Origin of the sequence: Candidatus Clostridium radicumherbarum (assembly GCF_045310525.1) — a bacterium.
Lineage (GTDB): Bacteria > Bacillota > Clostridia > Clostridiales > Clostridiaceae > Clostridium_AT > Clostridium_AT radicumherbarum.
In genome coordinates this window covers 183,744-195,657 of the sequence record NZ_JBJHZY010000003.1, presented here as the reverse complement: position 1 = coordinate 195,657, position 11,914 = coordinate 183,744, and the positions used below count along the sequence as shown (strand labels likewise).

The window sequence follows — 11,914 nt, the reverse complement described above, 5'->3', positions numbered from 1 at the left end:
CTCCTTGATTATTTGCTCTCTTTATATTATTTTCTATAATCCTTTCTGATGAACGGCTCGTCAATACATTCAGAAATGAGTAATTTGTATTTCTGAGGATGGCGGTATGCGTTGCCATGTACTTCACGACCTCTATACTCTCTGATCTCATCCATAGGAAAGTCAGCAATATAAATCCCCTCTCCATCGCCAGCTTCTATGATAAGCGTATCCCTTGAACCAAGGTCAGAAGGTCTGTACGCGATCCCATCAAACGCTGAAGAATGACCATTACAGTCAGGTTTGCCTTTTGGATAATTCACAGTTGCAATGCCAACCATATTTTCATAGGCTCTTGTCCGCAACTGTGATATGCGGTTTATCTCCATAGGGCAAGCGTTTGGTACTAAAATAATCTCAGCGCCTTTTAACATTAGAATTCTCGCACTTTCTGGAAATTCTCTGTCATAGCATATCATTGCACCGATTTTTACATCGCCATGCTCAGTGTCTAACCCAGTAACATAAAAATCATTGCCCGCAGTAATTTTGCATTCATCGCCAAAATCACAGGTATGTACCTTTGCATATGTAAGTACATTGTTGCCAAAACGATCAAACAAGCATAGGGTGTTCCTTGGTAATGGATCGTACTTTTCAAGGAAGGTTATTCCGATAGCCATATTGAGATCTTTTGCAAGATTACCAAATGAATTGATAAATGCACTATCAGCAAATACAGCATTAGCTTTCAATTCAGCAATATCTTCTGGAATGTTGTAACCAATGCTCCACATTTCAGGAAACAATGCAATATCCGCACCCATTTCTTTAGATTTTCTGCAATATTTCAATCCCTTTTGTAGGTTGCCGTCTAAAGTACCTTCAGGCATAAGCTGCAATAAAGCTACTTTCAGATTTTTCATAGTAAAATTCCCCTTTCAAATTCTGAATCATTTCCTTAGAATCGCTGCTTTTTCGTTTCAACATCCAATCTGCTAACTCAACTATAAATTTTGGATTTGAAATTTAAGGACTATGTTTATTTTGTAAAAGTGATTTCAAATTCAATTTCGTGTCTCAATAGAATATTGTTATCACCTATCAATGGAATTTCAGGTTTTAACTTTCTTGAAATATCCAGTGCATTATGATAAAGCCTTGTCATATCAAAGCCTCTTTTTTGATAAAAACGGATGGCATTAATATTGTCATTGGTTGTAACAACAATGATCCTGTTACACTTTTTCTCTTTTGCAATGTTAATAACTTTGTTGACCAAATTTGTACCTATACCATTACCTTCTTGCAGACTATCTAAAGATGTTATTTCGCATGTGTCATCATGCATAACATAAGTTAGAAGACCTACAATTTCATCACCATTCATGGCAATGATACCATCCACTTTTGTCATATCGACTATTTCTCCACGAATTATCATCTTTGTAGAAAACCAATGTTCTGTAATAAAGGCATTTATTTGTTTTCTATTATTTGTACTAATGGGCATGTATTCCATACAAATACCTCAGAAAAAATATTAATTATCTCCATATATTAATCTTTACTAATAAAGTCTCTTTTTAAAATTGAAAACATTATAAGATCATAAACTTGTCCATTTTTATGAAGACCTTCTGGTAACAGTCCCTCATTTATAAAGCCAAGTTTCTGTAGAACTCTAATTGAGCCTTTATTATCGCTTATCACATTTGCTACTATTCTATTTAATCCATAACAATAAAATCCAAACTTTAGCATTTCATTTAAAGCTTCTGTCATAATCCCATTTCCGTAGAACGAACTTTTTAAGCAATAGCTAATTTCTGCACAACAGTTAGCCTTGTCAATCTCAAAAAAACCACAATGCCCTATTAAATAATTATTTTCATTTTCAGCTATCCCCCATCTTATCCTCTGTTTCTCTTCAAAAAACATTTGCATTCCATTAATCAATTTTCTAATGGTTATTAAATCATTAACGGTATTATGAGTTAAATATTTACAAGTAACTTCATCAGATAGAACTTCTAGAAGGCCACTATCATCAGCTTCAGTAATCTGCCTAATTGTAAGTCGTGATGTGTTTAGTATAGGAAATGAATCAAATACCCCTTCATTCATTTTATAAATTCTCCTTTAAGTTAATCTATAACATGTAAAGTCACTATTAGGTAACAAAATACAATTGCAATATATTTTTATATTCATTATTTAGTTAACCTTTTTTATTTTACTTTTCTAATCCAATTTTTTTATAAATTTCAATAATACATGGACTTTTGTATTCTATATAACTGTCAATATCTGTTGGATACAGCTTTGCTGCTTGAAGTTTTACATCACTATACTTTTCGATATCTTCTTTATGTGTTCTCATATAATTCCGAAAAAATATATGTCTTTTTAACTCTTCAGAATACTTGGGGCAAACATATAAATGGTGAGTCATAAACTCATTTTTTTGCTTTTCATCATATGCAAAAGCTTCTCTATTCTTTATTCCTAAATCACCTTCATAATAGTATCCTAAACTTTCTAACCGACATTTAACTTCTTCAAAGTTATTATAGTTTTCTATAATAACATCTAAATCTATAATAGGTTTAGAAGCTAATCCTTCTATTGAAGTGCTTCCCACATGCTCAACGCCAAGAATTGTATCTCCAAGTGCTTTTTCTAGATATAACTTTATCTTTTGAAATTCTTGACTCCAATTGGAATCATATGAAAGAACAATCACATTTTTTGTTCTCATTTTTACACCCCCAATGAAAATTAGATTTAATATAAACTACTTCTATTCACTAACTTTCATAACTTTATTTTTCGCTAGTAAAATTACGGTATCAAGTATGTCTAGAACAAAGCACAGTTGCAGTATGATATGTAATATTAGTTTTCCTGTCCTAAGCCTTTTTTCTTTATATAAAATTAATGAAAAACCTATTCCATAAGTTGATGTAAATATCACTGTAAGATATGCAAAAAAAACAGGAATTAAAAATAATAATGGTATAGGTGTTACCAAAATAATACCCCTAGATGCAGCAAAAAACAGTAAAAACAATAAAAGATATATAATAAAATTAATAACAAAGTATGGAATTGCCCCAAATTTAAGTGCTTTCATATTCTTTCGCATTGAGTTATAGTCATTGTTTTTGAAAAGATTAAAAGAATTTACAGTATTTATACCTGCAAAAACTATGTTTAAAATACCGGAAACTATAAGTGTAACTACTAACACCCACTGCACCCAATTGCCCATATTATAATCTAACATTGCTTTAAACATAAAAAGTAATGTTAAAATTACCAAAAGAAGATTAAAGTATAACCCCATCAGTGTGTTTCTAACATTTTTCATAAATGTCCCCCCTATTTAAAACTCACAATATTTTACGATTATGTCTCATTTAATAAATATACTTTTTCTGTTTGCATTCAATTCACTTGATATTAACTGAATAATAAATTCCTCAATTGCTGATACACTTGCAATAAAACAAAGAACATACATCAACTCAATTGGATTAATAAAAGGAATCAATTTCCTCCACTACAAATTACTATTTGCCTTTATGTCCATTATAAAAATCCTTTAGTTCTGTTTTACGCTCCTGTGGTAATGCTGTTTTCTTAACACCATTAATTGCACCTTCAAGTGCTAACAATCTATGAATACACGCGGAAGCATCAATTTCTTGTATTTTCAGCCACGCCTGTTCTGTGCCAATATCTTTTAATTCACCATAGGTAAATATACCTACTTTATTCAACTGCCTTTCAACTTCTTTTCCGATATTAGGTAGTTTTGATAATTCTCCCATAATAAATCTTCCTTTCAAATTTCCAATTTATCGCTTTTTTATAAATGATTAATATTCTGATATTTTTCCTATGATAAAAAATCACTTTTTTATAAACCATGACAATATACTGAGACTCCATAGAATAGTCCCGTTATTGCTATTTCCTATAACGCCTCGTGCTGCCGACGTTCCTAAACCGGACCTCAGAGGAATACCCCTTGGCTGCGCTTGCACAGGTAAAGCAATGTGCCTTGTCTAGCTACCTACTTTTAACCTATATATACATTATAATCCATAAGCTTACATGATACTATAAAAAAAGTCCACCAGCCAAGGTGGACGGTAATAAAGCCCTGTACATTTGCTTACAATATTCAATAATACTAATTCATAATATTATTGAACTGCGACGTAAAAACACCGTAAAATTCGATTCTGAATAATTCGGTGTTCAAAATAATTATTCGTTTATTATTGTTATACCGTCAAGGAAGAATAAAAGTATTATGAATTTTTCTTAAAATAAATGTTTAAGGCTTTAATGAGTAGAATCGTTGTATATATACCTAATCCCACAATAATAAACAGCTATAATTCAGTACTCTTTCAAATGTATCTGTTAAAACATTAAATACCAAAATAGTAAACAGTATATGTCATTAACTTTGCACTGAAATGGAAATATTATCAGTGTTGAATACCTTCTTTGATTTTATAGCCCAGTATATTCCTATAATACAAGCTGTAAAAGCTACACCCTCAACTACCCAAATGCTCAAAATACCTCTTTGAGCAAGTACTGCCGGGAAATCTACTAATGCATGAAGCAATATAGCAATAATATAATATATATACTTTCTATTTTTAACTGCATATAAAACCAAGATTGATAACCCAATTTGAATTGATATTGCAAAACATCTTTCTAATCCTGACACAAAAAATAGATACCAATCAGTATTAATAAGAGCATTCTTAACTTGTTCAGCTGTTGCTGCCGGCAGCTTTGAACCAATTAATGCACCAAAATTTCCTTTGTTTATAGTCAGAGAATATATAAGATTATTGATTGCTGTAAGTCCTGCCACTAACATCGCCTCAATACCTCCATGACCTATACCATAAGCAAGACCATCTTTCCATTGCCAACGCTTCTTTAAGAAAAATTTAAAGGCTGTCAGTCTTCCAGTCTCTTCAAATATACCTGCAGCAATGCCTCCATAAATTGCATATATCCAAGTATTCCCCATTAAAGACTTAGTTGTTTCATTTAACTTTAATACGTAAAAATGAATCAACTGTTCCAGTACCATAACAAAAACAAAGAATATTAATGCTCCCACCGCTATAGTGCTGAAATAAGCAGAATATCTTTTTTTCGTATAAATTATCAGCACTATAGGTATTAAAAATGACACCAATAAAGTAAATATCATCCCTGCTAAGGACAAATTACTTACCATAAAAACACCTCCTAATATTTTTATACAATTAAATCGCCTTTAATTACTATTCTATCTCAATCATCTCTAATTATATCATTTTATGGTAATTAATCCCATATGTTTTATAGATTAAAGAGGATTTTCATACTATTTTTTCACCGCATTACTCAATTTTCAAAGATCATTATTCGTATTACCAAATTTTATAGTTATGGCGCAATTTCTTCAAATTGCACATTAGAAAACCATCTTTAGAACTTTTGCTACCGCTCTGCTTCTTAAAAATTACGTATAACGTTTCGCACTCAAGACTATACTGAACTGGACCCCAAAGGAATACCTCTTGGCGATGTGCTTTGGCGGATTAATCAAGCCAAAGCGAACTGAGTACTTTGTTAGAGGAAGGGGTCTATTTTTGCTACTTTATATTGGGTAAGATTTCCCCTTGCCTTCTTAATTTCATCCTTATATAAGAGATAAGCACTGTTACCATTTATACTTATAAATGTAATTACTTAAAAAAAGTTTCAAATCCATTATTCAAAATATATGAACCGTTAGGTATTTGAACTGAAACTAATAAAATGTTTAGGCAATCAATACATGATCCCATTGAATTAATTAAGCAGAGAAAAATAGCGTAACCACTTAACCATCCTAATATTTTTAGTATAAAAGGTAAAATAATTGATAATAAAATAAATGGCATAATAGAAATCAACAAAAATCTGCCCTTTTTGATTTTCTCCGTAGTATAAACAAATCCAAAGAAGCCATTAATGCCCCAATATGTTTTATCTGAATTTAATACGTTTGGAATAAAACAGGCATGGAAAAATTCATGTATTGCCATAAACACAAAAATACCAAAAACATATATCAGAGTATATAAGTTAACTGTGACAGAAAAACTAAAGCCATGCTTACTATTAAATAGTTCTTTCAAAGGAGCGTATAAAATAAATGAGATACCCATAGAAATACCCCCATTTATAAACATAAAAGGTACTGAAAATAAAGTAGCAATACCTAAATTTGATGGTTCTTTTAGTTTTGTCCATCCCTCTGATATAAGCTTGTTACTTAACTCTTTATCATTAGAAGGAATTCTTCTAATAAATCTCATAAATCAGAATCCTTTCTTAAAAGTATAACTAATTATTTATTTACTTATTGATTCATCTAATAAATGTTTATAAACTTCTATACTTTGGGATAATTTCTTCATAACGTTTTCTCCACCACACCAATATTTTATAAAAAATATTGGTACTAACTTATATTTTCTGTTGCTTTATCTTAATATGCTAATGTTGAATTGATTTCCTTTTATTAGATGAACACTATGTTAAGTCATTTAAAAGAACATTTAGTCACACCTTGTCTATACTATTTGTTTGATATTACTTTTTTGTTACTGTATTTTGAATATACAATTGCTGATGTGTTAAACACCATGTGTAAAAATATAGGTGGCAGTATTGATTTTGTCATTAGACCTATACTTGCAAAAAAATAGCCTCCTATAAATGCAAATGCTACATATCTAATAACATCCTTCTTAAGTCCAAAGTACTGGAAATGCATAATGCCAAAGAATATTGCAGACAACACTACTGCATATTTATTACTTAGTCCCGCAATATTAATAAGAATTAATAATATAACTCCGCGAAAGAGTATTTCCTCAAATATAGGGAATATAATGCAAAAATCAAAATCATGTTTCCTATTTATTGTTTTATATCCTGAAAAACAACCTATAATACAAGCAAATACAGCTATTTTTAAAATTTCCCCCACGGTTTTTCCACTATATAAAAACTCAATAGATCCGTTTCTCAATAAACTATTAGGATAAATTAATGCTATAATCAAAATTAAAACTGCCCATATATAATTATAATGCCTTTTAATAAATGTACTTTCTTTTAATCTCATAAGTATCATATAAAAAATGATATATAAGAAAGATAATATACAACATCCAATAATACTAGTTATAGTTATCATCTAATTTTCCCCCCCTTAGTCAAATATAAATTTAACTTCACAATATTCTACAAATGGAGCCTAACATACTCTCTATAGTCCGTAGATATACTTCAATAATACATGGCTTTTCAGATAACGTTTCTCACTTAAGACATTCCTGAACTGGACCCCAGAGGAATAAAGTCGATATATAGGAAAGTTGTGCAATAATAAGTTATCACTTTACTGAAGTATCCATCCTTTTGTTGTATCATATTGTCTATGATTACTTGAAACTTCTTTTAGCCATTCGTCTATTTCATCTTTATAAAAATACTGTTTATTATTTATTGTAAAATAAGGAAACATCTTTCCATCAAAACTATGCGTTTCATCTAACTTCTTTTTCTCTGTTTGAATTATGGCACGTACTTCTTCCTCCGTCATATTCAGATATGCAGCTACTTGAGATAACGTTAAAGCCTTACTATCTGTTAATATTGAGGTTGGGGTTGGGGTTGAAGTTGAAGCTTGTAAACTAACAGTTTTCTCTAGTGAATATCCTATCCAAATGGAACCAAATATAACACTCATAGCAAGAATAATAATAGATATTGGTAACAACTTTTTATTTTCCAAAGTTTTTCCCCCTTTTAATTATTCGGTCGTCATAAATTACTGTCCTGTGGCTACTTTTTTAACCTATATATAGATTATAAACCATAAATTTACATATATCTATATAAAAAATCCACCTCCTAAGGCGGACGGCAAAATTTTGTTAGTTGATGTTCCTGGTCCTTTATTATCAATATGCATAGGATTTTCCCCAAGATTTTTTTAATGTAGTTTGCATTATAAAAACTTCTTTTTTCTCTCAAATAAATTTCAAATTCTCTATGTCACTTTATAGTGTAAATGAATAGTATAATTCGAGGGAAGGTGATTTTATGATGAAAACTAGTGATATTTATATTGACATAAATAACACCAACAAATCCAACTCCAATCCTAATAAAGAAGATACTGTTATTCCATCTCCAGATTTAGTTGCTAAAACAAATAGATTTTACAAAATTCCTGTATTTTTAAGTCATCCTGCTAGTACTACAATAAATAATCTACAAATTCAATTTTTAATTCGACTAATGGATGAATTAAAAAAAGAATTATTTTTCCCAAGAGCCTTACCAAATACTGAACAATATCCTGAATCGACTATGACTAGTATTAGAAGAATGATTTATTCTAGCTTTGGATTGGTAACATTAAACTTAGCAAGATTTAAAGTAAAAGTTATTGATACAAATGAAGCAAGTGTATACAAAAATAATATAGGGCAAGAGTACTGGACTGGTTCTTATTTCTCATTTATTGAACCAGCAATGGCATATCAATATGGTCTTCCCCAATTATTTATTACTGAAAGCTCTGTTTCCAATCAAGATGTTTATGAAGTAGGAAGTATATTACCATTTCGTGCTCTAGTTTGGGATTCTTCGAAAGGTATTGACTACTTTTTTAATAGCATCGAATGGAAAGAAATGCTGCAGAATTGGACTGCAGAAGTTAGAAAAGGCTATTATACTAAAACGCAACCACATTTTGAATATATTGGAGAAAACCAATAATAAGCTTTAATAGAAGCAGGCGTAGTGTTATTAAAGTGATACAACTATAAAAATTGAACAAATTATTTGAAATACAATTCTTTATACCGTTGGATAAGTAAATATGAAAAATAGGTCAAGAGCGCTTTTCCTGGGCATGGGACTGCGCTCAATTCATGCATAAATCCATATGATAATGCAGTAATGGATTTCTTCTATAAAACCATAAAAAGAGAGCTTATTCAGGATGCCAATTACGAGTCGCCTGAACAAGCTCAAAAAGAAATCTTTAAATATATTGAATTATATTATAATACTAAAAGAATACATTCTTCATTGGGATATCTCTCTCCATCTCAATTCGAAGAACTAGATTCATAAAGTTTGTTTAACTTTGTGTCTGCAAAATCTTAACAGGTCCATTTCTGAATAATACGGCATTATATGTTTAATTGTGTATGTTCTATTTACCAACGAATGTAGCTGATCCATTATCTCCACTGTATGGAGGAGCTCCTTTAACCGTTACATAACAAATTATTAGCTTATACTCTTTCCCACTTGGAATATTTTTATTAAAAGTTAATATAAACGTATTTGCTAAACCATTCACTGGATTTATTTTAACTAAATTATCAGTAAGTGAATTATTTGCATTTACTTTTTCATTTTTACCAAGAGTAGCTATGCCTTTAGGCGTAAAGTTCATTGTATCTTGAATCCAGTAATTAGTTGCCTTTGTTCCTAGTTTCAAATCTACATCTCTATCATAACTAATTTGAATTTGATTTGGCGAAATCTGCTCAAGACTTACAAGTTTCGGAATAGGAAATTCTTGATTTCTCTCTACATTTCTTATGGAAGTAGTAGTAATATCAATAATAGATTTAGCACTCACATTACTTCCAGTAAAAGATTGGACTACTATTACAGTACATGCAATTAAAAAACAACTTAAATATTTCTTCATAAACTCCTCCTAATATATTTAATAAATATTGTCACAAAGTTATCTTTCCCTAAAATTATTAAATATACTAATATAAATCACTAAAGCTAACATAATATATCCTTTATATATTATTAGTGTATATAGCTACATTCACTTCTTCTAGAATATTTTCTATACCGAATTATTCAGTTTTCAATTCTACATTGGTCTTAAATTTAAATTGAGTCTGTCTATAATTTTTTCAAGTCTTCTCTTTTTTGCATCATCAGATTTAGCATCAAAATATAATCCTGTATAATTTTTTCTAACTGAAGGCGACATAGAATTAAAATTTGTATAAGCTGGTTCAATACCTTTTATTAATTCTGATAGCATATGAACCTGCTCATCTGTTATTGGTTCAGGTTTAGCTGCATCCCACATTCCGTTTTTCTTTGCTTCTTGAATTTTAGCTCGTCCAAAATCAGTCATTATCCCTTTAGCTTCAAGTTCTTTTACAAGATTTTTATTTTTATCTGACCACTTGCTTCCTTTTCTTCTTGATGAAAAATATTTTAGATACTTCGTCTCATCAATACTTTGCATTTGACCATCAATCCACCCAAAACACAACGCTTCTTCCAGAGCTTCACTAGCCTTAAGAGTTTTAATACTTGCATGCTTACTGAACACCAACCAGATTCCGCTGCTTGTGTTGCAATTTTCATTTAGCCAATTCCTAAAATTTATCCTTGTTTCAAACAGCATTTGTTCCAAATTAATTCACCGTCCTTTATACTATTAATGTTTAATTCGCTATATTTTATAAATTGTTAGCTGACACGATTATTTATTAATATATCGTTGTGTATAAGGGCATACTTGTATACATTTTCCACATATAGTAGACTCAATACCTATTTTGGCAGCTCGCATTCTTGCCTGTGTTCTACATAATACAGGATGAAAAAATTCATCTCTGTCTTTTGTCACGATCCATTCATCACCCGTAGCAGCACCAGCAGGACAAGCATTTACGCATACCATACAAGAATTGCATTTTGCACAATTAATAGGATCAGATACTTTAAGTGGCGCATTAGTAAGTATAGAAGAAATTCTTACTGCTGAACCATATTCTTCTGTTACAAGTAAAGCACATTTTCCAATCCAACCAATACCTGCACACGTTGCGAAACTTTTATGTGGTAAAAGCGTTCTATAATTACCAAATTCTTTTACTCTTGCTGTTGTTTGTGCTAATGCCTTAAATCCTTTATTTTGCAAGAATGCCGCCCCATCTATTACTAAATTATCTAGAAGAGAATTTAATCTTTTGTATTCTAAATAATACTCCTCAGTAGGTCCATCTTCTATATTTTTAACTATACTAGGGGTCATACTTACAACAACAGATACACCATATTTCATATCAGGATCTATATCTTTGACCAATTCACTAATGTCCCCAAATCCAACTAATGCAGCACCTTGTCCTAATAATAATTGTTTTAACTCTGCACTTATCTTCTCCATAACTACCCATTCCCTCCCTCAAATACAGAACTTTTTACAAATCATGTTCGCTTATCAAATGTGAACGTTGTTTATTCACCTTCATAATAATCTACATTAGTATGACTTTTATAAAATGTGCTTGATTTACCATTTACAATTATGCCCACTTTATCAGAGTTAGGATAATACGCTACATCAGGAGAATTAACTGTATCACAATCAAAGTAGACTAGCATTTCAGTCTGTGAGGAATTAATAATTCTATGGGCTCCTTTTTCCGACGGAGGACAAACTATGATATCCCCTTGTGAAATTATTTTATTTCCACTAGGCGTTTCTAAAATGCCATTTCCACTAATGATATAAAAAACCTCTTCATTTTTAAGATGATAATGATATGGGTAGTTAGCTTTCTGTGGTGGAATTTCGTATATAGCAACATAGCACTGATTTTCATTGCTTCTCTCCGTTACTTCATACTTATTATATTCATAAGGCTCATGTTCGTATTTGTGTTTTGGTTCAATTAAATTCTTATTGGTTATTTTAATTTCACGACTATCCATTTGATAATGATCCCCTTCCCGTTATATAAATAATATTGGCAGTAAAATGACGATGTACTTGTTTTATGATTAA

Annotated in this window: 15 protein-coding genes and 1 pseudogene; 2 read left to right on the top strand and 14 right to left on the bottom strand. The window is 30.7% G+C overall.

All coding sequences use genetic code 11. The annotated features are described in order from the left end of the window. Positions 1-26: 26 nt before the first annotated feature. From ACJDUH_RS14785 to ACJDUH_RS14740, 10 genes are all read right to left on the bottom strand, one after another. Positions 27-905 (bottom strand): carbon-nitrogen hydrolase family protein, encoded by an 879-nt coding sequence (locus ACJDUH_RS14785; protein ID WP_406765979.1) that lies wholly within the window; start codon positions 903-905, stop codon positions 27-29. Between the two features lie 116 nt (positions 906-1,021). Continuing rightward, on the bottom strand, positions 1,022-1,501 hold the full coding sequence (locus ACJDUH_RS14780; RefSeq protein ID WP_406765978.1) for a GNAT family N-acetyltransferase: 480 nt from the start codon (positions 1,499-1,501) through the stop codon (positions 1,022-1,024). Between the two features lie 38 nt (positions 1,502-1,539). Beyond that, positions 1,540-2,106 (bottom strand): GNAT family N-acetyltransferase, encoded by a 567-nt coding sequence (locus tag ACJDUH_RS14775; protein WP_406765977.1) that lies wholly within the window; start codon positions 2,104-2,106, stop codon positions 1,540-1,542. A 109-nt stretch (positions 2,107-2,215) separates the two neighbouring features. Beyond that, on the bottom strand, positions 2,216-2,740 hold the full coding sequence (locus ACJDUH_RS14770) for a GrpB family protein (protein WP_406765976.1): 525 nt from the start codon (positions 2,738-2,740) through the stop codon (positions 2,216-2,218). Between the two features lie 42 nt (positions 2,741-2,782). Further along, positions 2,783-3,352, bottom strand: coding sequence for a DUF6652 family protein (locus ACJDUH_RS14765; protein ID WP_406765975.1), 570 nt, complete (start codon positions 3,350-3,352; stop codon positions 2,783-2,785). Positions 3,353-3,554: 202 nt separating this feature from the next. Further along, on the bottom strand, positions 3,555-3,815 hold the full coding sequence (locus tag ACJDUH_RS14760) for a TfoX/Sxy family protein (protein ID WP_406765974.1): 261 nt from the start codon (positions 3,813-3,815) through the stop codon (positions 3,555-3,557). Between the two features lie 641 nt (positions 3,816-4,456). Then, on the bottom strand, positions 4,457-5,260 hold the full coding sequence (locus ACJDUH_RS14755; RefSeq protein WP_406765973.1) for a YhfC family intramembrane metalloprotease: 804 nt from the start codon (positions 5,258-5,260) through the stop codon (positions 4,457-4,459). A gap of 493 nt (positions 5,261-5,753) precedes the next feature. Next, positions 5,754-6,368 (bottom strand): DUF3267 domain-containing protein, encoded by a 615-nt coding sequence (locus ACJDUH_RS14750; RefSeq protein ID WP_406765972.1) that lies wholly within the window; start codon positions 6,366-6,368, stop codon positions 5,754-5,756. A gap of 263 nt (positions 6,369-6,631) precedes the next feature. Further along, complete coding sequence (locus tag ACJDUH_RS14745; RefSeq protein WP_406765971.1) at positions 6,632-7,255, bottom strand: CPBP family intramembrane glutamic endopeptidase; 624 nt, start codon at positions 7,253-7,255, stop codon at positions 6,632-6,634. 204 nt (positions 7,256-7,459) lie between these two features. Continuing rightward, positions 7,460-7,855, bottom strand: coding sequence for a hypothetical protein (locus tag ACJDUH_RS14740; protein WP_406765970.1), 396 nt, complete (start codon positions 7,853-7,855; stop codon positions 7,460-7,462). A gap of 311 nt (positions 7,856-8,166) precedes the next feature. Here ACJDUH_RS14740 and ACJDUH_RS14735 point away from each other — a divergent pair, with 311 nt between their 5' ends. Together ACJDUH_RS14735 and ACJDUH_RS14730 are read left to right on the top strand one after the other, a co-directional pair. Further along, entirely contained in the window at positions 8,167-8,847 is a 681-nt protein-coding gene (locus ACJDUH_RS14735) for a hypothetical protein (protein WP_406765969.1), read from the top strand. Between the two features lie 162 nt (positions 8,848-9,009). After that, a pseudogene (locus tag ACJDUH_RS14730) lies at positions 9,010-9,207 on the top strand (IS3 family transposase); the annotation flags it as partial. 82 nt (positions 9,208-9,289) lie between these two features. Here ACJDUH_RS14730 and ACJDUH_RS14725 read toward each other — a convergent pair. The 4 genes from ACJDUH_RS14725 to ACJDUH_RS14710 all read right to left on the bottom strand — a co-directional run bounded on the left by ACJDUH_RS14725 (position 9,290) and on the right by ACJDUH_RS14710 (position 11,841). Continuing rightward, a complete protein-coding gene (locus tag ACJDUH_RS14725) occupies positions 9,290-9,796 on the bottom strand; it encodes a hypothetical protein (RefSeq protein WP_406765968.1) in 507 nt (168 codons plus the stop codon). A gap of 180 nt (positions 9,797-9,976) precedes the next feature. Continuing rightward, entirely contained in the window at positions 9,977-10,525 is a 549-nt protein-coding gene (locus ACJDUH_RS14720) for a YdeI/OmpD-associated family protein (RefSeq protein ID WP_406766203.1), read from the bottom strand. A 78-nt stretch (positions 10,526-10,603) separates the two neighbouring features. Next, the gene (locus tag ACJDUH_RS14715; protein WP_406765967.1) at positions 10,604-11,293 is read right to left on the bottom strand and encodes a 4Fe-4S double cluster binding domain-containing protein; all 690 of its coding nucleotides are present in this window, start codon (positions 11,291-11,293) and stop codon (positions 10,604-10,606) included. A gap of 71 nt (positions 11,294-11,364) precedes the next feature. Next, positions 11,365-11,841 carry a cupin domain-containing protein gene (locus ACJDUH_RS14710; protein ID WP_406765966.1) on the bottom strand — a complete coding sequence of 159 codons (477 nt, stop codon included), beginning with the start codon at positions 11,839-11,841 and terminating at the stop codon, positions 11,365-11,367. Positions 11,842-11,914 lie beyond the last annotated feature (73 nt).

Coding starts and splice junctions, on each gene's coding strand:
- ACJDUH_RS14785 (WP_406765979.1), bottom strand. CDS start 905: ATGAAAAATCTGAAAGTAGCTTTATTGCAGCTTATGCCTGAAGGTACT.
- ACJDUH_RS14780 (WP_406765978.1), bottom strand. CDS start 1,501: ATGGAATACATGCCCATTAGTACAAATAATAGAAAACAAATAAATGCC.
- ACJDUH_RS14775 (WP_406765977.1), bottom strand. CDS start 2,106: ATGAATGAAGGGGTATTTGATTCATTTCCTATACTAAACACATCACGA.
- ACJDUH_RS14770 (WP_406765976.1), bottom strand. CDS start 2,740: ATGAGAACAAAAAATGTGATTGTTCTTTCATATGATTCCAATTGGAGT.
- ACJDUH_RS14765 (WP_406765975.1), bottom strand. CDS start 3,352: ATGAAAAATGTTAGAAACACACTGATGGGGTTATACTTTAATCTTCTT.
- ACJDUH_RS14760 (WP_406765974.1), bottom strand. CDS start 3,815: ATGGGAGAATTATCAAAACTACCTAATATCGGAAAAGAAGTTGAAAGG.
- ACJDUH_RS14755 (WP_406765973.1), bottom strand. CDS start 5,260: ATGGTAAGTAATTTGTCCTTAGCAGGGATGATATTTACTTTATTGGTG.
- ACJDUH_RS14750 (WP_406765972.1), bottom strand. CDS start 6,368: ATGAGATTTATTAGAAGAATTCCTTCTAATGATAAAGAGTTAAGTAAC.
- ACJDUH_RS14745 (WP_406765971.1), bottom strand. CDS start 7,255: ATGATAACTATAACTAGTATTATTGGATGTTGTATATTATCTTTCTTA.
- ACJDUH_RS14735 (WP_406765969.1), top strand. CDS start 8,167: ATGATGAAAACTAGTGATATTTATATTGACATAAATAACACCAACAAA.
- ACJDUH_RS14725 (WP_406765968.1), bottom strand. CDS start 9,796: ATGAAGAAATATTTAAGTTGTTTTTTAATTGCATGTACTGTAATAGTA.
- ACJDUH_RS14720 (WP_406766203.1), bottom strand. CDS start 10,525: ATGCTGTTTGAAACAAGGATAAATTTTAGGAATTGGCTAAATGAAAAT.
- ACJDUH_RS14715 (WP_406765967.1), bottom strand. CDS start 11,293: ATGGAGAAGATAAGTGCAGAGTTAAAACAATTATTATTAGGACAAGGT.
- ACJDUH_RS14710 (WP_406765966.1), bottom strand. CDS start 11,841: ATGGATAGTCGTGAAATTAAAATAACCAATAAGAATTTAATTGAACCA.